22 protein-coding genes are annotated in these 23,988 nt (G+C 36.8%); 3 read left to right on the top strand and 19 right to left on the bottom strand.

The window, feature by feature from the left end; genetic code table 11:
- Nucleotides 1-31: 31 nt before the first annotated feature.
- The 3 genes from RTR43_RS10130 to RTR43_RS10120 are packed head-to-tail and all read right to left on the bottom strand — an operon-like array spanning nt 32 to nt 3,103.
- Entirely contained in the window at nt 32-871 is an 840-nt protein-coding gene (locus RTR43_RS10130; RefSeq protein ID WP_312471564.1) for a YjjW family glycine radical enzyme activase, read from the bottom strand.
- Nucleotides 868-2,364, bottom strand: coding sequence for a YjjI family glycine radical enzyme (locus RTR43_RS10125; protein WP_312471563.1), 1,497 nt, complete (start codon nt 2,362-2,364; stop codon nt 868-870). Before RTR43_RS10125 ends, RTR43_RS10130 begins: the two co-directional genes overlap by 4 nt.
- Before the next feature lie 31 nt (nt 2,365-2,395).
- Nucleotides 2,396-3,103, bottom strand: coding sequence for a Crp/Fnr family transcriptional regulator (locus tag RTR43_RS10120; protein ID WP_312471560.1), 708 nt, complete (start codon nt 3,101-3,103; stop codon nt 2,396-2,398).
- 477 nt (nt 3,104-3,580) lie between these two features.
- Between RTR43_RS10120 and RTR43_RS10115 the strand changes: the two genes are divergently transcribed.
- Nucleotides 3,581-4,861 carry an ArsB/NhaD family transporter gene (locus tag RTR43_RS10115; protein ID WP_312471698.1) on the top strand — a complete coding sequence of 427 codons (1,281 nt, stop codon included), beginning with the start codon at nt 3,581-3,583 and terminating at the stop codon, nt 4,859-4,861.
- 359 nt (nt 4,862-5,220) lie between these two features.
- On the opposite strand, the gene RTR43_RS10110 is transcribed toward RTR43_RS10115, so the two are convergent.
- The gene (locus RTR43_RS10110; RefSeq protein ID WP_312471557.1) at nt 5,221-5,661 is read right to left on the bottom strand and encodes a MarR family winged helix-turn-helix transcriptional regulator; all 441 of its coding nucleotides are present in this window, start codon (nt 5,659-5,661) and stop codon (nt 5,221-5,223) included.
- Nucleotides 5,662-5,834: 173 nt separating this feature from the next.
- Here RTR43_RS10110 and RTR43_RS10105 point away from each other — a divergent pair, with 173 nt between their 5' ends.
- A complete protein-coding gene (locus RTR43_RS10105) occupies nt 5,835-6,257 on the top strand; it encodes an organic hydroperoxide resistance protein (RefSeq protein ID WP_312471556.1) in 423 nt (140 codons plus the stop codon).
- A gap of 409 nt (nt 6,258-6,666) precedes the next feature.
- Here the strand turns inward: RTR43_RS10105 and RTR43_RS10100 are convergent, their stop codons facing one another.
- The 15 genes from RTR43_RS10100 to RTR43_RS10030 form a co-directional block, all read right to left on the bottom strand.
- Entirely contained in the window at nt 6,667-7,374 is a 708-nt protein-coding gene (locus RTR43_RS10100) for a M48 family metallopeptidase (RefSeq protein WP_312471554.1), read from the bottom strand.
- A 20-nt stretch (nt 7,375-7,394) separates the two neighbouring features.
- Complete coding sequence (locus tag RTR43_RS10095) at nt 7,395-7,892, bottom strand: YehS family protein (RefSeq protein WP_312471553.1); 498 nt, start codon at nt 7,890-7,892, stop codon at nt 7,395-7,397.
- Between the two features lie 771 nt (nt 7,893-8,663).
- Nucleotides 8,664-8,915, bottom strand: coding sequence for a hypothetical protein (locus RTR43_RS10090; RefSeq protein WP_312471552.1), 252 nt, complete (start codon nt 8,913-8,915; stop codon nt 8,664-8,666).
- An 18-nt stretch (nt 8,916-8,933) separates the two neighbouring features.
- Nucleotides 8,934-9,533, bottom strand: a complete 600-nt coding sequence (locus tag RTR43_RS10085; protein ID WP_312471551.1) for a hypothetical protein — start codon at nt 9,531-9,533, stop codon at nt 8,934-8,936.
- Nucleotides 9,534-9,861: 328 nt separating this feature from the next.
- The gene (locus tag RTR43_RS10080) at nt 9,862-9,969 is read right to left on the bottom strand and encodes a YjcZ family sporulation protein (RefSeq protein ID WP_312471550.1); all 108 of its coding nucleotides are present in this window, start codon (nt 9,967-9,969) and stop codon (nt 9,862-9,864) included.
- 62 nt (nt 9,970-10,031) lie between these two features.
- Nucleotides 10,032-10,157: a sporulation protein YjcZ gene (yjcZ, locus tag RTR43_RS10075; RefSeq protein ID WP_312471549.1), complete on the bottom strand. Its 126-nt coding sequence runs from the start codon at nt 10,155-10,157 to the stop codon at nt 10,032-10,034.
- 741 nt (nt 10,158-10,898) lie between these two features.
- Nucleotides 10,899-11,321, bottom strand: coding sequence for a hypothetical protein (locus RTR43_RS10070; protein WP_312471548.1), 423 nt, complete (start codon nt 11,319-11,321; stop codon nt 10,899-10,901).
- A gap of 618 nt (nt 11,322-11,939) precedes the next feature.
- Nucleotides 11,940-14,012 carry a sigma-70 family RNA polymerase sigma factor gene (locus RTR43_RS10065; protein WP_312471547.1) on the bottom strand — a complete coding sequence of 691 codons (2,073 nt, stop codon included), beginning with the start codon at nt 14,010-14,012 and terminating at the stop codon, nt 11,940-11,942.
- 396 nt (nt 14,013-14,408) lie between these two features.
- Nucleotides 14,409-14,780 (bottom strand): iron chaperone, encoded by a 372-nt coding sequence (locus RTR43_RS10060; RefSeq protein ID WP_312471545.1) that lies wholly within the window; start codon nt 14,778-14,780, stop codon nt 14,409-14,411.
- 172 nt (nt 14,781-14,952) lie between these two features.
- Complete coding sequence (locus tag RTR43_RS10055) at nt 14,953-15,252, bottom strand: nucleotide pyrophosphohydrolase (protein ID WP_312471543.1); 300 nt, start codon at nt 15,250-15,252, stop codon at nt 14,953-14,955.
- 435 nt (nt 15,253-15,687) lie between these two features.
- The gene (locus RTR43_RS10050; protein ID WP_312471542.1) at nt 15,688-17,679 is read right to left on the bottom strand and encodes an oxidoreductase; all 1,992 of its coding nucleotides are present in this window, start codon (nt 17,677-17,679) and stop codon (nt 15,688-15,690) included.
- A gap of 502 nt (nt 17,680-18,181) precedes the next feature.
- Nucleotides 18,182-19,165 (bottom strand): tRNA dihydrouridine synthase, encoded by a 984-nt coding sequence (locus RTR43_RS10045; protein ID WP_312471541.1) that lies wholly within the window; start codon nt 19,163-19,165, stop codon nt 18,182-18,184.
- 453 nt (nt 19,166-19,618) lie between these two features.
- Nucleotides 19,619-20,878: a coproporphyrinogen-III oxidase family protein gene (locus tag RTR43_RS10040; protein ID WP_312471540.1), complete on the bottom strand. Its 1,260-nt coding sequence runs from the start codon at nt 20,876-20,878 to the stop codon at nt 19,619-19,621.
- Nucleotides 20,879-20,891: 13 nt separating this feature from the next.
- Nucleotides 20,892-21,794: a radical SAM protein gene (locus tag RTR43_RS10035; protein WP_312471539.1), complete on the bottom strand. Its 903-nt coding sequence runs from the start codon at nt 21,792-21,794 to the stop codon at nt 20,892-20,894.
- Nucleotides 21,795-22,451: 657 nt separating this feature from the next.
- The gene (locus RTR43_RS10030; protein ID WP_312471538.1) at nt 22,452-23,036 is read right to left on the bottom strand and encodes a LysE family transporter; all 585 of its coding nucleotides are present in this window, start codon (nt 23,034-23,036) and stop codon (nt 22,452-22,454) included.
- A gap of 109 nt (nt 23,037-23,145) precedes the next feature.
- Here RTR43_RS10030 and RTR43_RS10025 point away from each other — a divergent pair, with 109 nt between their 5' ends.
- Nucleotides 23,146-23,700 (top strand): helix-turn-helix domain-containing protein, encoded by a 555-nt coding sequence (locus tag RTR43_RS10025; protein ID WP_312471537.1) that lies wholly within the window; start codon nt 23,146-23,148, stop codon nt 23,698-23,700.
- The last annotated feature ends 288 nt before the right edge of the window (nt 23,701-23,988 follow it).

The following is a 23,988-nucleotide window of genomic DNA, read 5'->3' as shown; positions in this document are numbered from 1 at the left end:
GCTGATAAGGATATTCTTTAACAACTTACTATTAAACTATGACTGCCTTTTCGAAACCAAATCCGACAGCCAACTGCAAAAGTTTCTGCATATATGCGTCGTCTGGAGAGGGAGTATTTTGTAAACGCCCCTTTACCCCATAATGCCTAAACTTAATAAGTTTTAATCTCACGCTGCAGGCTTTTTCACCAATTGTCTGCGCAATTCCACTGATGACGACTTCCGCGTCAACCTCACCCGGCAGGCATACAATTCGTAATTCCTCTAATTTGTTACAATCTGCAAGATAGTGAAGATTCTTCTTAACGATAGAATTAGTAGCGCCCGCAGTTAGTTTTTTGTAAATTTGTTCATCCCAAGCCTTCACATCCAGCATGACACCATTGCAAAGCTGCATCAATTCGGGAAAGCGGCTGAAATCTGTCGTACCATTGCTGTCAATTAAGCATGTAAGTCCATTTTCATTAGCTAGGGCAAACAGTTCCTTCAAAAAATTAGGGTAAAGGGTACATTCCCCTCCCGATACAGTGATCCCTCGTATAAATGGAATATTCTTTTCAATCTCCTGAAAGACCTCTTCTGGACTCAAATTTCTCACACGCGGTGAGGCGAAAGTCGGACAAACTTTAATACATTGGTCACAGAGCCTACATATTTCAGGGTCCCATTTTACACGGCTGTTAAAGATCGTCAATGCACCCGAAGGACAACCGCTTACACAAATGCCACAGTGATTGCATACAGCTTGTGTTTCAGGATTATGGCAATAGGCACAGGATACGTTGCATCCTTGCAAAAATATAGATGTACGATTACCCGGCCCATCTACAAGGCTTAAGGGGATTATCTTGTTTACAGGAGCCCTGGTCATACTCCCCTTACCTTTCTATTTTCAAGGCGGTTATGATCGTAATTGGGGGCACCAAGATGTGTAGTACCTTGCAGAACTATCTGCTCATTTCGGTATTTTTCCATCTCACTACGTTTTACTAAATAACCGGTAATACGTACCAAGTCGCTATTCTCCTCGTAAAAACTAATGTATTTTGCACCTAATGAAAATGCACCTTTTACAATATCAAGAATAGCACCAGGATTATTTCGACCAGTGGTTTCAAATGGGAAAATATCTCCGCAGCCAGTCGTAATGAGCCTATGGAATCGTGCGCTATGACGCAGATGATCGTAAACATTCTCCAGTTCATCACCTACTGGGATCCGCACACCTGAAGTGATTCCTAGATCGTAATCCATACCAACCTGCGCATGAAGCATTAAACGACCATTAGAAATTTTAGAATACTTTGCTGGAAACTGTGCGGCAAAATCTGAAATAATAGTCATTATTGTATCAGCAAGGTTGTCAGCCTCGACATCGTGCCCATAGCGTTTACCATTATCCCCCATCAGAAGATTTACACACTCAGCCAGACCGGTAATTCCCAACATACCAATAAAATTGTCCGGATGGATTAAACCTTCCTTAACAAGGAAAGAAGTCGCAAAGAACCCAGATTTTTCAACCAAAAAACTCACACGTTCATTCATGTAATTTCCCAATTCCAGTAGACAATCTGGAAGCAGCTGATTTAAGAATTGATCTATACTTGTGGCAACCTTTGCAAGTCCAGGCAGAGTTATACGGGAAAGCGTATAGGCACCACCGCCGATTGGCAGAATGTTGTAACAGCTAGAAATACCGTAATCAGAGGAATAGGTTTCCTTATGCACCTTATGATTACATATGGCAGGATTGGCACAGAATAAGCTGGTATAAATTCCTAGTTCTGCATAGTCATCTGGAGTAATATCCGGATCATATTTCAGCGTAAAGTTAGGAACTGCATTCTGCAAATCCTTTTCCAACTCCAGTATTAGCTTCCCGGCCCGAGTTGGCTCCGGACCAATATTAGCATGACAGAAAGAATCGGTAATAGTGCGATCTAGGAAATTTAAAAATAAACGAAGCTTTTTCTTTGCCTCCTCATCACTAACACCTTCCAAAAATGGTTCAATGAGCTTATCAATGTTGCCGAGATAAACCGGGAATCCCGTGATAGACGGAACATGCCTATAAAGAATCATTAAGGAGTTCAATAATTCATCCAAATCCTCCGGTGGACTAATCCGTAAAAACTCGCTGCCATTTTTAATAAACCTCTCATAATCAGGCATAATATAGCGTGGACGGTAAGGTGCATGACCCTCATACAGATCATCTATTGCCTTAATATCAAAATAATATCTGGCTTTCTCTGGAATACTCATAATGGACAGAGTATCCTCTGCAGCATGTGCAAGTGACATTACCTTTTGCTCGTACGTCAGTTTTCTTGATGTGACAATTTCTAAAACGTTAGTCATACTTCACACTCCCTCTTTTACTTTGACTGAATTAATGACTTATCTTTTTATCAATCAATTCTAAAAGTTGGTCGTATTGTTTTTCGGATATGATGATTTTCCTTCCATCTATTGTAACTAATCCGTTGTCTGAAAGCTTTCTGATCGATCGGTTAACTGTTTTTGTGCTGAAACCCGTTTCCTCTGCAATCTGTTGTCTTTTGATTTGCATAATGCATGTTTTGTTTTTTGCATGCTTTCTATAATATTGTGTCATATAAAGCATTAGGCGATCGAATCCGTCAAGAAACAAATACGTATGATTGTTTTTTGTCTCTTCCAGAGTGCGGCCCATAAGAGTACGTACTCGTAAAAACAACGCCTCCGAATCATTCCTTATCCAGTTTAAGAAGCTGTTCATTGGCATGACAATAAATTTACAGTCCGTGATAGTCACTAAAGTTACTCTGTAATAAGAGATTCCTGCAAATCCCTCCATTTCGCCGAACAACTCTGGCGCCTGGAACTCAGTAAAAACATAGACATCACCTGAAATTTGCTCTTCCGCTGCTCTTACACGCCCCTCAATTAACACCCAAATTGCATTGCAGGGTTCGTTTGCCGATAAAAACTTTGTATTCGCTTTCAACTCAACAATACGACAGGAACGACTAGATATGGGGATGTGTTTAAACAATTGCTGCAAATAGGCCTTTTGAGGCTTTGGCGCCATATCAATTGCTGCTATCAAATCCTCCATACTATATCTCCTCCTTTAATCAAATTATATCTCGAGAATTATACACCCAAAAGGACACCTGTCCTCTATTTTTATCTATTATATATATGTTCAGAAATTGTTCATACTTTCACTAAGGTCAAGGGTCGATTACCCTTTCGTCTGTTTATGGAGTTTTATGTTTAAGAAGGTTTATTTCAATTAATCTAGAATATATTCCTACATAAATAGTGAAAAGATTTTATTACAAAAAAATTTATCAATGAAAGTAGTCTATCAACCTGACGCACAAGTCCGACCGCAGCGCTCGCTTAGGAAACAGCGTATCTTTCTCCTACTATGGACAAGCGGGCTTCTGTGGTCCTTCGGCTTTCTGGCAGGTATTCACCCAAACAAAGCCTAGCCACATTTTTATTAAGCTTACTAAGAGTTATTGTAGTTTTTTTCCTATTTTTGCACAAACTATTTATCAATAATTACCATGAAGGAGCGCGGATGATGGGATCCCAAGCTATTATTGCCTTATCTATTTTTTTGATCACTTATGCAATCATCATTTCTGAAAAAATCCATCGAACGATTGTTGCAATGATCGGTGGTTTATTAATGGTTGCTTTTGGCGTTCTTGACCAGAACGAAGCCGTTCACCACATCGATTTTAATACAATTGGTTTATTGATCGGGATGATGATCATTGTTAGTATCACAGCGCAGACAGGAGTCTTTGAATTTATCGCCGTCTGGTCAGCACAAAAAGTGAAAGGGGAACCAATAAAAATTCTTGTCGTATTAAGCCTGTTTACAGCATTCGCTTCCGCTTTCCTTGATAATGTAACAACCGTTCTCCTTGTCGTGCCGGTAACATTAAGCATAACAAATCAATTGAAAGTTCCTCCGATACCCTATTTGCTTTCAGAGGTTTTAGCTTCTAATATTGGCGGGACAGCCACAATGATTGGTGATCCTCCTAATATCATGATTGGCAGCGCAGTAAAAGAATTAACATTCATGGCATTTATAAATAATTTAACCCCTGTAATTTTGATTATTTTGATAGTTACAGTCTTCCTGCTCACACTGATTTACAAGAAACAGTTAAAGTCATCGCATGAATTAAAAAATCATCTTTTAAGTAAAGATTCGAAACAGGAAATAAAGGATAAAGGTTTATTAGCCAAATGTCTATTTGTCATCATCATGACAATTGGCGGTTTTTTTGCCCATCAATTCATACATTTCGAAACGGCCACCATTGCCTTGATAGGAGCATTTATCTTACTCTTGCTAACTGGGGAGAAAGTTTTGCATGTTGCTTTGGAAAAGATAGAATGGACAACCTTGTTCTTTTTTATTGGGTTATTTGTTATTGTAGGCGGCCTTGTGGAAACAGGTTTAATTGAAGCATTAGCCAAGAAAGCCATGTCATGGACCGGGGGAGAATTAAAACCTACCACTTTTCTCGTTTTATGGATGAGTGCGATTATTTCTGCATTTGTTGATAATATTCCTTTTGTTGCGACGATGATTCCCCTAATCAATGAAATGGGTCAATTAGGAATTTCCCATTCAGAGCCTCTTTGGTGGAGTCTTTCACTTGGTGCTTGTCTTGGTGGGAACGGTACATTAGTTGGTGCGAGTGCGAATCTAGTTGTAGCCGGAATAGCAGCTAAGGAAGGTCATCAAATTTCTTTCATTAAGTTTTTAGCCGTAGGCTTTCCACTAATGATCGTGTCCATTATCATTTCTAGCGTTTATATTTACATTAGGTATTTCATGTAATTGAAAAAAATTAAATTATGTCTGGAGGATAAACGTTGGGGAAAAAATTTTACTTGGACCCACCTAAAGGGAATCTGCTCCTGAAATCCTTCATCGTTTAATAGATCGTATTGAAATTAAGGCAGTTGGAAATCCGAGAATCTTTTATAGATTCTCGAATCTAACTGCTTTTTCTTTAAGTAATTCTATCAACGCACATAATATACAATATTTACTTTGACAACCCTTTAATATTATAGGTATCTGCTTCTGCAGCAACTCCTACAATCCACTCTTCGTTTATTGAAAAAAATCATGAAACTGATTTACTTATGATACGCACCTTGTCTAATAAAGTTCTTAATGAAAAACTAATACAATCAACGGTTAATCTGTTGAATTCTGTCTAAAATGCTTGATAGAGTTTGGTTTAAATTCTCCAACTCCCTTAAGTCCATAGACAGATTTTCCAGCAATTTAGAGGGAATACATTGAGCTTTGCCATTTAGGTCTTTGCCTTTTGTTGTCAATGAAATGATTACCGTTCTTTCATCCTCTAATGATCTCCGGCGTTCAATCAGACCATTTCCTTCCATTCGCTTTAGCATAGGTGATAATGTTCCCGAATCTAAAAATAACTTTTGCCCAAGCTCTTTTACAGTCACCGATTCTTTTTCCCAAAGGACCAATAATACTAAATATTGAGGATAAGTTACGTCTAACTCTTCTAATAAATTTCTGTATAATTTAGTGATTTCCCGTTCGGCTGAGTAAATCTTAAAACAAATTTGGTTCTCAAGCTTTAATTCATTATTTTCCATTTCCTTGTCCTTTCTTGATTCATTAGTACCATTATAATACAATCTTTTAACTCATAATTAAATTTCACACAATTTAATTGTTGACTTCAAAATATTTAAAGGTTAATATAGTTTTGTAAATATCGATTGTACGCAATTTAATTTTATAAAATTATATTACGGAGTGATTTAATATGGAATTATTGTACACCGCAAGTGCTACAGCAGAAGGTGGTAGAGTAGGAAAAGTAACAAGCAGTGATGGAACGTTAAATTTAGCACTTTCAATGCCGAAATCTTTAGGTGGTCAAGGAAAAGAAAATGCAACGAATCCTGAGCAATTATTCGCTGCCGGCTATGCAGCCTGCTTCGATAGTGCGCTAAATTTGGTCGCACGACAAGCGAGAAAACGAATTGACTCTAAAGTTACGGCGGAAGTTTCAATTGGAAAAGATCAAGATGGCGGATTCAAATTAGCTGCGGTCTTAAACGTGTTTATACAAGGGGTAACATTGGCAGAGGCCGAGGAATTAGTTGAGAAAGCTCATGGTGTTTGTCCTTACTCTAAAGCAACAAAAGGGAATATCGATGTTTTATTGACAACGAATGTAATTTAAAATCTTTTAAAATAAACGTCCAAAAGCAGAATTTATTGTTAAATAGAAAAGAGGCAAGCTCACATAAAAAGAATGAGTAAGCCTCTTTCTTTTTGCCAATTACTATCAGCTTCCATTTTTTTTCGAGGTTTACACCGATTTTATCGACCCCATTTGGATTATTTTTATAATAACCTCCTTTACTTATGGTACGGTTCCCCACACCACAAGTAAAAACATGTTTTATATCTGCTCTATCTTCACAACCGTTTCTACATGTCCAGAGTGTATTTGGCAACACAAAGGGTGTTAGTGATATTCCTTCCCGTAATGATTACCTGGTATTAATAAAAAAGGTACCTCTCAAAATCTTTGTGTAAGGGAAAGGTACCATTCTCATTTTATTACTATTTATAACTGTAATGGGCTGCTAAACAGTCATTTTCCAACCTGATAAAGTTAACCAGTTTTCCTTTTCCTTATAATCAGGCATTATTTTTCCAACAAGACGCCAGAAGGATCGGTCGTGGTTAAGATGAACCATATGGCACATTTCGTGAACGACTACATAGTCGATTACCTCCCGTGGTGCCATTGCCAGTCTCCAATTGAATGTTAACTGTAGTTTTGAATCACAGGTTCCCCAAGTAGTTTTGCTATCCGAGATACGAAAAGAACGTGGCTTTGTTTTGAAGTTGCTTTGATAGGAGGATATGCTCTTCTCCACTAAAGCCTTACACTGCTGGTAATAAAATCGTTTTAAAGCTTGTTTTATTTTTTCAGTGTCAGGCTGCTTTACATATATTTGTAGCGTTTCTTCTTTAAACACTACATGTTCTTGCGTTATATTTATATCTTGAAAGATTTGTATGGGATAGGTGTTTCCTAAATAAAGAAAACTCTCACCATACTCATACACCTTTTTCTGAGGCCCCAGCAGCCTACCCTTTATTTCTTTTAAATTTTGCTGAATAAGATCCCATTTTTCCTCTAATAACTGAAGCACTCTATCATCAGGTGTCCCTTTCGGAGCCTGAACTTCAACATCCCCATAACTATCTATCTTAATTCCTATAGAGGTACGATTTTTGTACTTGATCTCCAAACGTATTGTCTCACCTAAGTAGGTATGTATCATGTCATCACCTGTAAAATAAATTATCCCCTATACTTGACAGCCAACCCTTTTAAGAAATTCCTGGCGTATTTATCTCCGCACTCTTTATAATTCTTATGCCCTTCTTTTCTTAAGAAAGCGCCGAGTTCTCCTTTTGAAACCGTGATTCCTGCTTTTTCGAATATATCCAGCATATCCTCAGTAGTTAATGCTAAGGCAATTTTTACTTTCTTTAATAGGAGATTATTAACGTTTGCACTTTTCTTTATAGACGGTTCTGGCATATCAGGCTGTCCTGGTTTGGGCTCTTGTTTTCCTCTTTTAAAAATAATAAAACCATTTAAGAATGAATCTAACATATTGTTATTACATTTTATTTGATCGTCACTTTCAGCCTCATACTCGTCTGATTTTGTGAGAATCTTTATTACATCTGGTACTGTTACATTCACGCCGCCAAGTTTAAATATCTCTGCCAATTCTTTATTTTTTATTTCCATTGCATATCTCAATCGAATTAATATATCGTTATTATCCACAATAAACCTCCAATTTTTTTAAATTAGTACCTGTACTTTAAAGCAACAGGGACTAATCATACCAATCTATCTTATTTCAATCTTTGCTTCTTCCTCGACCTGTGCCTTAGTAATAAAGCGATAGTAATTCGCAGATGTAATTAGAGTTTCCTTGCTTTGACTTTTATAACCCTAAATACTCAAACGACAAAAATATGCTATATTATTGCTGCTTGCACCATTGATGCAGATAATCCTAATTCAGTCCCAACAAAACCACCGGTACATTCAATTTTATACTACTTCGTGGTTAATCGGATAGCAAAAAAGTAAATAGGCAACTCCCTAAAGGGTTAGTTGCCTTCTTTTAATATAATTTTCGCAACAACTTCGACATGCGTTGACTGTATGTGGCAATACAAGAGATGGCTGAAGAGTTTACACGAATTTTGTTTTAATTATTAAACATTAGCACGCGTTCGTATTAAGTTAGCCAGATATTCTGGTTGACCATTTAATGTTAGCTAACACTACAAGACAACGCAGAATACATCTAGATAAGCTACTTCATTAAGCTGATCGTTAATACAATCCATATACATATTCAATGCCTGCAGCTTATCATTAAAACATCATCCACAGCTTCCTGTTATTTGTTTGGCGGTATGTTCCGGGGAACACCTCTTAATAATGGCGAAAGCTCGCATATTGGTGGTATTCTTCAACAAAAGTACCCTTTGTTACAATGAACTATTTATTGAATAAAAGTTTTTGTTAATCCGTCTGACATATTTAACTGTTAATTTCCCCTTCCAAAAGAGAACCCGGTATTAACATCCTTTTTTCTGTTAAACACTCTTCTTCGGGCTTCATGTTCACCTGTATCCACTTATCATTGCTTAGTTTTCGATATTGATTAATTTCTACATCAGTTCCATTCGTCAATGTAACAAAAATAAAACAATAATCAGCTCCATCCGTACCATGAAAATAAATATTTTTAAAGTATCCATTTTTCACAGTTGGGTACATTTGTTGAATCAATTTGCACCAACTTCCATATTACACTTCTACAACAGCTTCTCCGTCATGGTCCCAACCATGATATGGTGCACATAAAAAATCCTCTTCAAACTTACTCAAATCTGAAATTCGATAACCTTCTTTTTCATGAATAAGCTGAATAAATCCGTATGAATAACCAAAATACTCCGCTCGCTTACCTTTAAACCCCTCAATCGTTTCAATTTCATAAAAAAACTTTATTCCTCTTTTTCCATCAGGTACTCGACAAAGCTTTATTAAACTCGTATGCCCTATCCCAGCAAACGAATTAAAATATTCATCATAGCTTAATTTATTTTGATACTCTTTAGACAGAAAATTATAGGCAATTGGAAATGGAGTACGTACCTGACCAACTGTACCGCAACTCCTCCCACCCATATTTTCAGCTTCACGCAGGACGCTAAAATAGTTAAGAAGGGTATCTTCGGAGGTTCTAGTCAATTCAGGAGGTAATTTGATTTGGTCATGAGTTTTTTCAGAAAAAAGTGAATAGAACTCCCAACTGTCAAATCTTAAATTTAAAGCTTTAAAGCAAGATGGACGAAAATATTTTTGATGATAAGAAGTTATGTCCATTTTATTCCGTTTTTGCATATTCATCACCCACTCTTAGTTTATGGGCGAACTATGGATAGGTGAAATATATGTATTTCCTTCTCAACTATTTACTGCTATTTCGTATTAGTGAGGCAGTAATAAACCTAATACAGGGGTAAGACATAATTTAACAACCAAGCATACCTTATCAAATAATGGTATCCATAGTTCTTTTTTATCTCATAACATAGAAGTCCCTCTTATTGAGCTAACCTGCCAGTTACTTGAATAAGGAAAAAGCGACCCTTCTCTATAGAAGAATCGCACCCTTTAGTCTATTTGACAAAGGGCAGATTAACTTAACCTACCCTTTGTTCCGTACAATTTAGTAGCCGCTCATAAAAGAAGCTCCTACAATGATAAGGAGAACGAACAACACAACGACTAAAGCAAAAGGGTTTCTTTCTCTATGTTCGTGTCTAAATTCTTCCATGTATATCACCTCCATAATAGGATTTTACTCACCCTAATTCATACCGGTTAGTTTATTAAACATTAACGGACACTAGCTAGTACGATAATCAACAGAATGAACAATACAACGATTAAAACAAAAGTTGAACCGCCGCCATAACCACCGCCGTAGCCGTAACCGCCGCTATATCCACATGATCCCCACATATTTTTCACCACCTTTTGGATTTATGCGAAGAGAGAATACTTCTTCTATGTATATATATTTTTGGGGGATAAGGGTGGCTTGGACAATCATCATATAGTAGGAAAAAATCAGCGATTTTCATAAAAATTTTTCTTAAAAAGAAAAAGAACGTCTGCAATACATGCTAACGTTCCATTGGAGGTGTTACTATATGTCTGGTAGCATCGGTGGTAATAATAACATATGCATTTAGAATAAAAGTGAATGGACAAGTGTTGATTAAAAATTAAATAGGCACGAAATGTACAATATCAACCATTCTTGACCCCATACTCTTACTATTCTTGTAAGGTTATTATAAATGGATATGTAGATTAGAGAAAAAAGCATCAGATATGTATAAGTAATGAATGCAATAAATTAATTCACTACTATGAAAGAACGTAATTTTCTTATATTTTTTGTGGTTAGGCTCTACTTCATGTTTGGCTAAAGGGGCGATACTCCAAGTCGCGCTTTTTTATTAAGCTAACGAACGCCGTTAGTTGCATAATAAAAAGCCGCCAATTAAGGCAGCCTGATCTTAAAGCAAAGCCCCCTTTACTTAAAGTACAATCCTTCACAAAATTTTTTGTTAACTGAAACCATATTAGACGATTCCAGATTTTTATATCTTTGCACCTGCAGTTGAAAAATGGTTATTGTGGCTTTTATGACCGTTCAACACCCGCTGATTTGGATATTTACAGAATATTTCCTTATTAAACGCAAGTAAACGATTGAATTTGTCTTAGACTTATTCCGTATTTGACCCATCTAGCACCAGTCCAGCGATACCCTGAGACAGAGTGTCGACCAATAAATGTTGGATAAAACCAGAATTGTTCACGGCCTCTAAGCCATACATACGTATATCTGTGTAAACAACCTATCATACTGCCTGGGTCTACCGCATACGCTCCTGCTTGATGCGTCTGTTGAGGAACAGTAGATGGCGGTGGTGATGTTGGTGGTCCAGGCTCCAGTTCTTGACCAGGAGGTGCAGACGGAGGTTGCTGCCCACCAAATTGTCTTCCCTCAAGTGTTGAATAGGAATAATCCATTTCTTGGTATGGTAACGAATATACATAAGCTTCCTGACTAAATGGATTGTTAGAATATAGAGGTACATGGCTAGGATACATAAAATTCACTCCTTTTATTTTTAATCTCACATCATCATATTCATTAGTCATAGACCAATTAACTTGTTCTCTCATAAATGTGTATTTACCTATAAAACAGTAATTTCTTAGCACTAAGTGTACTTGGCGTATCAATCAGACCTCCCCAGGTAAGCCTACAGTCTTTCCCTCCATCTATCTGCTTCATTTACTCTGTACTACCTTCTGCAGTAAGGACTTCATTTTGATTTGCAAACTCATCCAATGTACCTAGCCTCTTATGAAGTTCGTGTTCCTCAGACCGGAGGTTTGCCGCTCGCTTCCTTCAGATTCCACGTTCACCATGGACACCCTTGCGTTAAGCTAGCCATTACTACTGCCTGCATGGTTCGGGACTTTCACCCTAGAGACTGCACCCATGCCGGGCGCACAAATAAAACTAGAGGAAAGTCTCCTCTAGTTTTATTTAATGTACGCCAATACACCTCAACTATTAGTTTTTTCTAACCAACAGTGAGCAACACTCCACGTGTCCAGAGTGTATGTGGCAACACATGGGATGCTGGTGAGCTTTTAAGCTCATTTACTCTTACCTTATAGAACCAAGAATTTTTGGGACATAGATGTAAGCGATAAATGTTATTCCAACGAAATCTTCACAATATTATCCAAATATTTCGTTGTATTATATCCATTAATCTCCAGCCTTTTAGGAATCACTTTCTCTCCAGCGTTGTTACTTTGTAACCCTATGCTTAGAACTGTAAAGAAATGACGGGGCTGCTCGATTTCTTCATATGCGACAGGGGTAGTCGCATCATATTCCACCCCATTTTTATCAACAAGCACCCCTTCAGAATTCATATCCATTGAAATTATTTCATATTCATTTTCGCCCTTAATTTGGAATTGAAGCCACTCAAATGCTCGATTTTTTATTTCATGGCTGCTTATGACAACTTGGGTCGGCTGTCTAACTTCCACCTTATCGATGGAGATTGTACTGCCTGCATATTCAAAGGTTTGAGGATATCCTCTAGAAGCATCCAGTTCGATGGTTTTTTGGTCTTGAATCGTTAATTGAACAGATGCTAATTGAATTTTGACCTCTTTTGGCTTTTCTATTTGAAGAGGATCAAAGTGTGCTCGAAAAGCAACCCAATTCATGCCTTGTTGTGAATCTACCAATGTGCTGCCATACATATCAGCTTTCACTTTTTTATTGTTCACTTCTAGATTGTCAAAATTAAGGTCATCTATCCGCTTCTCCCACTGATCAACATTAAAAGCATATTGCAGAATCGTCGCTGTTGGAGCAATGATTAGTTTATCAAATCGAACCGGGACACCCTCGACTTCTTTTTCTTCATTCAGAGCATATTCAATAGAGGGCTTTTTTGTAACAGGGATCTCCAAGCTCCACTCCCCTGTTTTATCCTCCATGTTGTAATAAGCAGAAAAACTATTCTGTTCAGAGGAATCACGAATCAATTTCTGAAGCATTGTGATCTTGAGTTTGATTGTCCCGCTTTCAGTTGTAAGTGGCGGCAGACTAATCTTCCCTCGATACACGTTCTTTTTTTCGTTATTTACATCCGATTTAAAGTCAGGAGGATAGTATCTTGGATTTGTTACACGGCTCATGATTTCATATTCGTTCTCCACAGAAACCCCATTTTGATAATTCATCATATATTGATTGTCTTTCTCAATATCTTCTATTTCATAAAAAACAAGTGTCTGAACATCATCAGCAATCGCGCTCTTGATCTTAATTTTCACCCCATCGCTTTCCGCTTCCAGGTTCAACCTTTCACCCAGGCCCTGTTGCAGAAAGGCACGCAATTGCTGATCATCTTCTGTCCATGTATAGTAGAGGTTGGTAAAAGCCCCTGTAAAAAAACCTATACCCATTAATAATGCAAAAACACTTGCGAAAACAATCCCCATTCTTTTACGTTTCTTGTTCTTCAGTTGTCTGTGCTTTTCCTTTTCTGCCAGCCTAGCTTTGATGTTCTCCATGAAATCAGATTGCACATGGAAATCCTTCATCCTTTCAGTAAAATTTAACATGGTTAACATAACATCCTGGAATGTTGCCAGATCGTCCTGACAGTCTTGACAATGATAAATATGTACCTCGAAATCAATCTTTTTCGACCGATCCATGGCTTTTTCTAAGTAATCGATGTAATCCTTATGATATTCCTTACAGCCATTAAAGTTTGATCCGTACCCCATTTCTTTTTGAAGTGACTGGATTCCGGAAAACAAATGCTCTTTCATCTTTTCCACTGAAACTTGGAGAAGATGTGCCGCTTCCTCCTGGGAGAATCCTTTTACATATGTAAGGACCACCGCTTCTTTCTCGTACTCTTGCAATTGATCAAGTGCTTTAAATAAATCTTGACGTGTTTCACTTTCCTCTGAAGCTTGTAAACTTCTATCATCAGAAAGTTCCCGGCAGATATGTATGAAAATGGATGTAACCCACGTTTCGAATGATGTTTCACTTTTAAATCGAGGCAATTCCTTGTGGATTTTTATAATGGACCTGTAAAAAAGCTCTTCCATTTGCTGTTGATTACTAAGATAGGACCAACCAAGTATATAGAACGATTGTTTATGCTGATCGAACCAATCGACGATGGATTCCACGCCTTTTTCTTTTATTGTAGTGATTGACATGGTATCTATTTTTGCTGGGATCATAAATGTGTTCCCCCCTTTTAACATTCTCTTTATACCTAATGATATAAGGAGAGCAAGTTGTTGACAATATCTGTAGCTTAGACAAGAATTTCTCAGCTTTTTAAACCTCGATGAATTAACTACTTAAATTTTGCATAAATCCCAGCATCATTAACTAAGCTATCAACATCAAAATGTTTTGTCTCTATATATGAAAAAAGTTAGAAACCTCTTCATACTCGCTAGCATCTAATTGATATGTATGTAGAAAGCTTTCATCATCCTTGACCGGTGCTGGGGAAGTATTTTGACGGGCGTTCGCATACGGCTACTACCTGAGCTGTTGGCGCCTTAATTGAGTTGCAAAAACGCATGACATTTTTTCGTGTCATGCGTTTTTTGATAAGACGTGATGTATTATTTCCGCCAAAAATTCGTATATTCTGCTTTATCCTGAATATTAAATTCAATCATTTTCTCAAGCAATTCGTAATTTACCGGCTCATTCCATGGAATTCGAAACAAGCCTTTGGTAGCGCTGTAGCCAGCTTGTGCAATGTCATCGGCAAAGTGCGCAATGCCTACTTCTTCGGGTGAAACGCTCAAATGATTCTTCGCTGTGGAAAACCCAATGATAAATGTGCCGTGATCGGAAAACATTGGCGTATTCCACTTGATTTGTGGTTCCAAATTTGGGAATTTATTAGCAACCCACGCCAAAATTTCCTCTGTTCGGTCGCGGTAGTCGGAGTTATCGATACCTGCTAAATATTTTGAAAAAACTTCCATGTCTTCCTCCTTCGATATTAGCTATTGCCGCCAAAAATTCGAATTCTCAGCCTTATCTTTGATATTAAATTCAATTATCTTCTCTAGCAATTCGTAATTAATTGGTTCAGTCCATTGAATTCGGAACAAGCGTGAAGAAGCGCTGTGGCCAGCTTGGGCACTAATTACTTTACTATTCTTTTTTTACTGGATATTTTAAAGCATTCTTCTCCATTTTTTTAAATGCTTCCTCTTCTAAATCTACATTCATTTTTTCCGCTAACTGCAAAAGATATATAAATACATCCGCCATCTCTTCTTTAATGTTCTGTAAAGATTCAGCAACCGCTTCTTCACTACTTCTCCATTGAAAATTTTCTAAGAGTTCATTCGCTTCTAGAGATATAGAAATAGCTAAATCTTTTTCATTGTGATAACGGGCCCATCCCCGCTCATCTCTAAACTCAATAATTTTTTGCATAATATCTTTCATGTATAGCCCACCTAGTTTGAATTCTAATTTTGTAAATATATTCTATTTTATCATTTGTTTTAATATAAATGTAAGTTCTAAAATCATAGTGGCAAATAGTTAATAATACAGAAAAGGGAGTCAATCCATGGTAGCTTAACTCCCTAAAAATATATTTTGTCGGAACATCTTATATACCTCTGCAATTAACATCCCGTATGTATTTTGGCCATAATCTATTCTAGTACCCAGGTATTGGATGGATCATTTAGCGTGAGCTTGAAGATCTTCCCGATGAACCCATCTTTCATGTGTCCTATTTAGACGGGAAAAAGGGATTGCTCAGCAACCCCTTTTTAAACTTTTGCACCGGTTAAGGTAATAGTAATTATTCACTACCTCTTTAGGTTCCAATCTATCAGACATTCTTATACGAAATATTAAAATGCATCAAAATCAAACTGTTTCCAATACTTCTTCTTCCCTTTTGTGTGTAACAATAGATTCAAGGACATATGCCTTTTCAAAGCCGTCCCGGGTAGCCTCACTAAGGGATCCATAGCCCGCTGCATCTCCTAATACAAACACATTTTCCATCTGGTCCCTTAATGTTTTCTCTAATGGGTTATACGCCTCTACACCCATTGCAACAATGATATACTCTGATTCAATTTCTGAGTGTTTCCCAGAAGCTAAGTCCTCCACGATAATACTGTCCGAAAGAATTTTTACCAATTTGTGATCCGTAACAATGTCCACATTTTCTTGTTTAAGCTTACCAAGAAGTCTTAATCTCGTTTCAGGTCCAATTCTTTTACTTGCTTTTGTAGGAATTTCTACATAAGTGACATCATTACCAGCTTCTGCAAGTCGGCGAACAGTTCCATGGCAGGTCATACCACTACCTACAACTGTAACTCTATTATTAGTAAATACTTTTTCCTGTAATTTTACGTCTTCATAAGTATAAACATGATCTAAATCATTGCCTTCCACCTGTGGGAGCTTTGGTATTCCGCCGGTTGCCAATAAAACAGCATATGGATTGTAAGTTATGATCTCTTCAACAGTAGCCTCTGTATTCAAACGGACATCAATATTTAAACGTTTCATTTCATTGCTGAGGTAATTAATGTGCCATGTCATTTTCTTTCTATAAATTGGGTCAGTTACAAGATGCAATTGACCACCAAGCTTATTATCCTTTTCAAAAAGAGTTACATTATATCCTTTTAATGTTAGAATTCGTGCCGCTTCCATTCCACCTGGGCCACCACCAACGATCACAACATGGCGATTTTCATTAGAAGGAAGGCGCTGCAGCTCCTTAAACTCTAGTTCTCTGCCGGCTCTAGCATTGAGGGAACAGCGAATATGTGAGTTACCCATAGCAGCATGTATACAATGGAGACAGTTAATACATTTTCTAATTTCAGCTTCGCGTCCTTCCTTCGCTTTGTTTACCCACTCGGGATCAGCAATTAATCCCCTGCCTATGGCCACAAAGTCTGCTCTTCCCTCGGATAAAATATTTTCTACAAATTGTGGTTCACGAATTGACCCAACAGTGATCACGGGAATATTTACTTCTTTTTTTATCTCCTCTGCTAGGTAGACTCTCCAGCCTTGTTCAAATAACGGGGATTCAATTATTTTGTCCATAGAGTCATAAGTTCCACAACTAATATGCAGTCCATCTACTCCTAGTTTTTCTAAGTATCGACAAATATCCTTACCTAACTCTAAATCGATACCCCCTTCTATAAATTCATCCACACTGAGACGAACGGTAACAGGGTAGTCCTCACCACACTTTTCTCTGATTCCATCAATGATTTCCTTGATAAATCTCATCCGATTCTCAAAGCTTCCCCCGTATTCATCAGTTCGTAAATTTGCCTCAGGGCTTAAGAACTGGTTAATTAAATAGCCATGGGCACCGTGAACTTCAACGCCATCAATCCCAGCCTGCTTACATCTTACGGCAGTCTGAACAAATTTATTTACTAGCTCTTTTACTTCTATTGTTGTTAATTCCCGAGGTTCTTCACCTACCGCAGCACAAGCAACGTTACTAGGAGCAACGATTTGTTTACCATGTATTAACGACGAATTTGACTGTCGGCCTGCATGATGGATTTGTACAAAAACCTTCGACCCATATTTATGTATCGCATTGGCTAAACGATGTATCCCTGGGATAAAGCGATCATCGTCCAACCTTAATTGTCTAACAAATCCTTTCCCGTATTCATAATCGATACAGGTAAATTCAACAATAATTAACCCAGTTCCTCCCTTTGCCCTTTCTTCATAATAGGCAATTAGATGATCAGTGACTTCACCTTCAATACCAGCTAGATTCGTTCCCATGGGTGGCATGACAATTCTGTTTTTCAGTGTTAGATTACCTATTTTACCTTCATTGAACAAGTTTTGATAATTCATCTTAACTCCTCCATTTTTTCAACCTTATGTGAAATACTTCACAAATACTACAAAAAAATTTATCCCATATTTATTTTAAAAGTAATTAACATGCATTTTCGCACAATATTTGATAGATTAGTGACATTTTTTTGTAAAATTTATGAAAAATTTGGGAGGTAAGTCATTTTACGATGAAATTAATTTTAGGAATTAGGATTTTTATTTTTTAAAATTGTTTTTATTGAATTAATAATAAATAAAAACCAACAAGCTCCGCCTCGGAATAGTATAGAAACTCATTTGCATTTTATTATTGCAAATGAGTTTTCTTTTACAGGCTGATGTAGTTGGCTTTAAAATACGTCTTGTTTTATAAATTCTTATCTAATTATTTTGCTCAAGATATTGGTACACTTCCATCAATCATACACCTCAAGAGCATCTTGTCCAGGGAATTTGATCAATCATTCGTTATGATTTTTCACGATTTACGCGGAAACCTTTCACTATCCCCGTCCCATCAACATTCTTCCCCAAAGTTATCAAGCAATGCACGCACTTCATCTGTTGATTTCGTGTTCATCAATTGATTTCTTAATTGCCCAGCTCCAGGGAATCCTTTGACATAAATTTTGAAAAAGCGATGAAGCCCTGTGATTGAACGTGGCAGTGCTTCCGCATATTGATCTTGAAGATCAAGCTGCAGTCTTAAGAGATCAAGGTATTCTTTACTGCTATGCTCTTTTGGCTCTTTTTCAAAAGCAAAAGGATTTTTAAAAATTCCTCGCCCGATCATAACGCCATCAATACCATATTGTTCAGCAAGTTGCAGCCCAGTTTGACGGTCAGGAATGTCTCCATTGATTGTTAGTAGCGTATTTGGTGCGATACGGTCACGTAATTTTTTGATTTCCGGAATTAGTTCCCAATGCGCATCTACTTCGCTCATTTCCTTTCTTGTTCGTAAATGAATAGAAAGGTTCGCAATATCCTGTTTTAAAATATGCGTTAGCCACTCCTCCCACTCATTTACATCGTTATAGCCAAGTCGTGTTTTCACGCTGACAGGCAGATCGCCCGCTTTTGCTGCTTGAATAAGTTCTGCCGCAACGTCTGGACGCAGAATAAGGCCACTACCTTTCCCTCTCGATGCCACATTCGGTACAGGGCAGCCCATATTAATATCGATGCCTTTAAATCCCAGCTCTGCCATGCCGATACTCATTTGACGGAAATATTCGGGATTATCCCCCCAAATATGTGCCACCATTGGCTGTTCATCTTCCGTAAAAAGCAAACGGCCACGCACACTTTTCATGCCCTCTGGATGACAATAGCTATCCGAATTTGTAAACTCTGTGAAAAATACATCCGGTCGACCGGCTTCACTTACTACGTGACGAAAAACAACATCTGTCACATCTTCCATTGGTGCAAGTACAAAAAATGGTCGTGGTAAATCACGCCAAAAATTATCTATCATTTCAAACTCAAATCCTCTCACTATGGATACAACTTCAAACTCTCGGTCAAAAAATATAAAGCCAAATGTTCCACTTCTTTTACACTTATATCATGCTTCATAACTTATTATCAAACACAAGTACATTTGGACATTTATAATTTGTGAAAAACTATTGTGAAAATCGGCAATGTTTATTTTAACGAAAATCGGTCCTGTATGCTATTTTTATAAACAAAAAAGCAGATGGTATAGATTTTTTCTATATCAACTGCTTTTCTATTATTCCAACTCCAATCACGCGACCGCTTCACAGTGTGTGAAAAGATAACTTTTATACTATTTGACAATATATTACCATAAAATGAACGATTCAGGAAAATTCACCTCATTGGGTGGTCTTTGGGTGTACTCTGTATCAGCACATCAAGTGAACATATTGTCAAAACCTATCAACGTTGGATAATTGTGGGGGGGGTGAACATGTTCATTTTCTCATTTAATCATTAGTTCCTTAGGAAGAGGTTCATTTTTCATCAGATGCCACAAACTGTCTATGTAGGAAAGCGTGTAAAAATTCTCATAATAATGATAGTAATATGATCCTTTTGTTGTCATAACATATTGATTGTTTTCCTTTTTAACAAAGCCTAATATTCTAGCAAGCCATATTTCAAACCCATAATAATATTCCAAACTCTCTCCGAAAAACAATTGGAAATCCATTGGATCAATTCTCATTGAATACGCAGTCCAAAAAAGGTAATAAACCATTCTTTGTCTGCGCGAAAAATTCAGCGTCAAAGCTGTAGGTAACCTACCACTATTGATTCTTTTCTGATACTCCTGCAAATCAAAAGTATTTATTTTAAATTGGTCTTCTAACAAGGTTGTTGCAGAGCAGCCAAATCCAAGAAAATTTTCCCTGGTCATTGAGGAATATTTTGATGTTCCGTGCTTTGAAAACGTCCAGATTGAATCACGTACATATCCTTTTTCATTACAATAGTCCACGATTTCATACAATAGCTTTTTCTTTTCCCCTGTGGTCATTTTTATAAACTTTCGGTCTGTAAAGGTGAAATCGATAAATGGATAAATTGCAACATGATTCGCACCACTATTGAACGCGGTTTCGATGTCCTTTTTTACAATTTCAATTGTCTGGTTGGGTAATGCAAAAATAAAATCCATTGAAACAGTTTCGAAATGAACCTTTGCTAATGCCTTGAACATGCTGCTGTAATTAAATTCATCTCTTCCGAGAAGTTTTAAATATTCAGTCTGAAATGATTGAATCCCAATGCTGATTTTTGTAACACCAGCGGCTTTAAACAATGTCAGCTTTTCTTCTGTCACGTCACGGGGGTGCAGTTCCAGTCCTATTCCTTCTGTGATAATAAAGTATCTATTAATCCGCTGGATGATCTGTTTTATGTCATGTACAACCAGCGCAGGGGTGCCACCACCAAAGTAAAGGCTTGTCACTTGCTTTTTATCCACACCTGCAGTACTGCCCACCATATCAATTTCTTTCAGCAACGCTTCAATATATGTATCTTTCAGACTTTTATTGTATATCACCTTGCAATAAGGACAAAAATCGCAAAGTGATCTACAAAAAGGAATATGTACATATAATCCCAGCTTTTTTGTATTCTGATATTCCAGCGTGCTTTTATTTGTATTGGTAAAATGGAATGGTTTAAACGATCTTGTCAACCATGCTCTTGTTGCTTTTGTTAATACACTCATTTTCTTCCTTCCTTTAAATATATTTTAAGTATGTATTCAACATATCTATAGCTACTTTGATTTTTCCGCTAAATAAAAGAGTGTACTCTGCGGCAAAAAAATATCCACATTTTTCACAGAGTCCCGGTACATCAATACACCGTCCGCAGGTAGAAAGCTTTCCGTTTTCCATCACAACACACTGGTAACATGGAGTTGGAAAATTATTGTGTATGATAAAAGGAAATGCGGACTTCAGGTTAAAAATAGGATATCCCATATTTATTAGTTCGCTTATTTTATCACAGCAATGCTGTTTTTCATCCACACTTAATGCCAAATCAACCGTGTCGGGATATGGCGTATGAAAATTAAAAGATACAGCTCTGACCAAAGTCTTGTTTTTTGCAACATCACAAACATGCTGGATGCAGCCTTTGTTTATTTTGTTGATTGCCATATATAAGCAAATATTATCAGACGTAGCTTCATCAATATTTCTCATTATGGTATCGTACGTATTGCCACGAATGATATTATGATGCTCTCTGTCGCCGTCAAGACTCAGTAGAATTAAGTCCGCTTCGGGTAAGTCCAGTTTATGAGTTCCGTTGGTCACAACATTCACAATATAAAATCCCATTTCTTTTGCTTCTATTACTAAATCACGCAACGTTTTATTTTCATCGCTCCACAAAAAGGTTTCGCCACCGCAAAAGAAAAGAATGCGTATTCCTTTATTATACAAAAATACCATTTCTTGTTTTATCTTTTTGTATGGATGCACCACTTTCGTAAGATTATTCACGGAGCAATGCTTACAATGCAAATTACATTTGTCTGTAATAATGATGGTTCCCAGAATAGGTTTTTTTCTATGAAACAGAATAGTGCTTACTCCAAATGACCCAAGTTTTACCAAGTTCTTTATTTTCATATTCAACCTCGCAAAAAATTTGTTATCTCATCTCTATTAATAAATTATGCAACTAGATTTATTTTCCTTGTGAACATTTTTAGACATTTCTAAAAAAAATCATTTGCAAATTATTTTTGCAAATGATTTTTCTTTACCGACTAACATGAAGTTATTGCTATTTAGGGTTTCCATTTTCTGAAATCCTTTTCCGAAAGTGACTTTAAAAGGTCTGAAGTGGAAATTGCAAGTCCTTTCTACAAATAACAATATGTTATTTTTGACATTGCCATAGCATGTCTATATGTTTATCTTTTGCCGAACCGTTCTCCCTTTTGCCAAACGATTAAATCCCTCAGCAAAACTTCACCACTTTTTCTACTTCTCCATCACTCTCAAAGCCATCAAAGCCATCATACCCAAAACCCCCTAAAATTTCGCCCACATCTCGATTCCTAACATAAAAACAACCCTTGAAAATGCCGTAAATAAGCCATTTACAAGGGTTTCTGTTCTTATCTTCTCTCCAGCAGTGCGACTGTCTCAACATGGCTTGTGTGGTGATCGTAGAGATACAGGTGTAGTAGTGTTTACCTTAATAGTTCTATTAGAAGTAAACATACGTAATTACATATACTCTTCCACAATTGCGCCCTTTAATTGAGTAAGAAACCTGTTTTATTCTACAAGTATTGAAATTGCACTATACACCAATAACAAAGCCATAATTACATTAAACTGACTTCTATACCTTGATAAGAACGTTTGAAAAATCGAACCAAACATACTCCAACAGAAAGTACTCATAAAACCAACAAAAGCCAGAAATAATGAATAAAATAGTAAGCTGAAATTTGAAGTGTGATATGGAAGGATGAAGGTTGATATTGCAGTTATGCCATACAATATACCTTTCGGATTTATGAATTGTAAAAGCATTCCTGTTAAAAAACTGTTATTCTTGTCCCCATTATTGTCCTTATCATTATTTTTACTAGTAATAATTTTTATAGCAAGATACAACATATAGACTGCACCTAGGATCGTCATAATAAATTCAATTTTCGGAATGAAATTTCCAAGCAAAAGATTAAAATAACTGCACAATAACATTATTACAAAGAAACCTGCACCTACCCCTAAACAAAATCTAATTGTCTTTTTTAACCCGTATTTGTTAGCAAATAACATTGCCATAATATTATTGGGACCTGGTGTAAAACTTGTAACAAAAACATATAGCAAAAACGATAATAAGTGCATATTGGACTCCCCCTTTGTAATGTATGTTATAATGACTAAAATAGACATTATAACGTTTTACTTTTTATTGTACAATGCGGACGTTATATTGTAAATACGAGGTGTATTTATGGAGGAAATAAATCTTATCATTGCAAAAAATTTAAAAGCCTTTAGAGAAAGCAAGAAATTAAGTCTTGAAAAGGTTGCAGAATTAACTGGAGTAAGTAAAACGATGATAGGTCAAATTGAAAGGGGGGAATCAAGCCCTACGATTACAACTATTTGGAAAATAGCACATGGATTAAAGATTACTTTTACTTCACTAATAAATAGTCCGCAGCCAGATACAAAAGTGGTTTTAAGAAGTGAAATTCAAACATTATCTGAAGACAATGGGAAATATCGAGTCTATCCCTCCTTTCCCTTCGAAGATGATAAGCGCTTTGAAGTTTATTCAGTCGAGATAGAACAAGGTGGATTCCTAAGTGCTGATTCGCACGGAGAGGGAACTGAAGAGTTCTTAACTGTTTTTGATGGAGAATTAACTGTCCGTGTAAATAACATTGAATATACAATAAGAAGTGGTGATTCTATCAGATTCAAAGCTGACAGACCCCATAACTATCATAATTCAGGGAAAACATTAACTCGATTAAGTATGGTCATATATTATCCAGTTTAAAAAACCCGTTCTAAAAGAACGGGCCTCATCTAATACAGCGGTCTTTATTTGAATATGTAATATCAAAAAGCATATCAACTAGTATTAACTTAAAGCAGACAATTCTTTTATCTCTACTATTAAGCTTATGGAATAGCAGAAATTATAAGAAAAATAACAATTAAGTCTACGATAAGTGTACAAAGTAAAAATGGTCCAATGCCTATGAAATGTCCATTCTTCGAAAGACTATTATTGACTTCTCCCCATGGATAAATCCAGGGGATTCTTTTTTAAACCTTCATCAAA

Source organism: Neobacillus sp., from assembly GCF_031988165.1.
Taxonomy (GTDB): domain Bacteria; phylum Bacillota; class Bacilli; order Bacillales; family Cytobacillaceae; genus Neobacillus; species Neobacillus rhizosphaerae.
The sequence above is the reverse complement of the archived record's forward strand: the minus strand, read 5'-3'. Positions and strand labels throughout refer to the sequence as shown.

Coding starts and splice junctions, on each gene's coding strand:
- RTR43_RS10130 (WP_312471564.1), bottom strand. CDS start 871: ATGACCAGGGCTCCTGTAAACAAGATAATCCCCTTAAGCCTTGTAGAT.
- RTR43_RS10125 (WP_312471563.1), bottom strand. CDS start 2,364: ATGACTAACGTTTTAGAAATTGTCACATCAAGAAAACTGACGTACGAG.
- RTR43_RS10120 (WP_312471560.1), bottom strand. CDS start 3,103: ATGGAGGATTTGATAGCAGCAATTGATATGGCGCCAAAGCCTCAAAAG.
- RTR43_RS10115 (WP_312471698.1), top strand. CDS start 3,581: ATGGGATCCCAAGCTATTATTGCCTTATCTATTTTTTTGATCACTTAT.
- RTR43_RS10110 (WP_312471557.1), bottom strand. CDS start 5,661: ATGGAAAATAATGAATTAAAGCTTGAGAACCAAATTTGTTTTAAGATT.
- RTR43_RS10105 (WP_312471556.1), top strand. CDS start 5,835: ATGGAATTATTGTACACCGCAAGTGCTACAGCAGAAGGTGGTAGAGTA.
- RTR43_RS10100 (WP_312471554.1), bottom strand. CDS start 7,374: ATGATACATACCTACTTAGGTGAGACAATACGTTTGGAGATCAAGTAC.
- RTR43_RS10085 (WP_312471551.1), bottom strand. CDS start 9,533: ATGCAAAAACGGAATAAAATGGACATAACTTCTTATCATCAAAAATAT.
- RTR43_RS10080 (WP_312471550.1), bottom strand. CDS start 9,969: ATGGAAGAATTTAGACACGAACATAGAGAAAGAAACCCTTTTGCTTTA.
- yjcZ (WP_312471549.1), bottom strand. CDS start 10,157: ATGTGGGGATCATGTGGATATAGCGGCGGTTACGGCTACGGCGGTGGT.
- RTR43_RS10070 (WP_312471548.1), bottom strand. CDS start 11,321: ATGTATCCTAGCCATGTACCTCTATATTCTAACAATCCATTTAGTCAG.
- RTR43_RS10065 (WP_312471547.1), bottom strand. CDS start 14,012: ATGATCCCAGCAAAAATAGATACCATGTCAATCACTACAATAAAAGAA.
- RTR43_RS10060 (WP_312471545.1), bottom strand. CDS start 14,780: ATGGAAGTTTTTTCAAAATATTTAGCAGGTATCGATAACTCCGACTAC.
- RTR43_RS10055 (WP_312471543.1), bottom strand. CDS start 15,252: ATGAAAGATATTATGCAAAAAATTATTGAGTTTAGAGATGAGCGGGGA.
- RTR43_RS10050 (WP_312471542.1), bottom strand. CDS start 17,679: ATGAATTATCAAAACTTGTTCAATGAAGGTAAAATAGGTAATCTAACA.
- RTR43_RS10040 (WP_312471540.1), bottom strand. CDS start 20,878: ATGAGTGTATTAACAAAAGCAACAAGAGCATGGTTGACAAGATCGTTT.
- RTR43_RS10035 (WP_312471539.1), bottom strand. CDS start 21,794: ATGAAAATAAAGAACTTGGTAAAACTTGGGTCATTTGGAGTAAGCACT.
- RTR43_RS10030 (WP_312471538.1), bottom strand. CDS start 23,036: ATGCACTTATTATCGTTTTTGCTATATGTTTTTGTTACAAGTTTTACA.
- RTR43_RS10025 (WP_312471537.1), top strand. CDS start 23,146: ATGGAGGAAATAAATCTTATCATTGCAAAAAATTTAAAAGCCTTTAGA.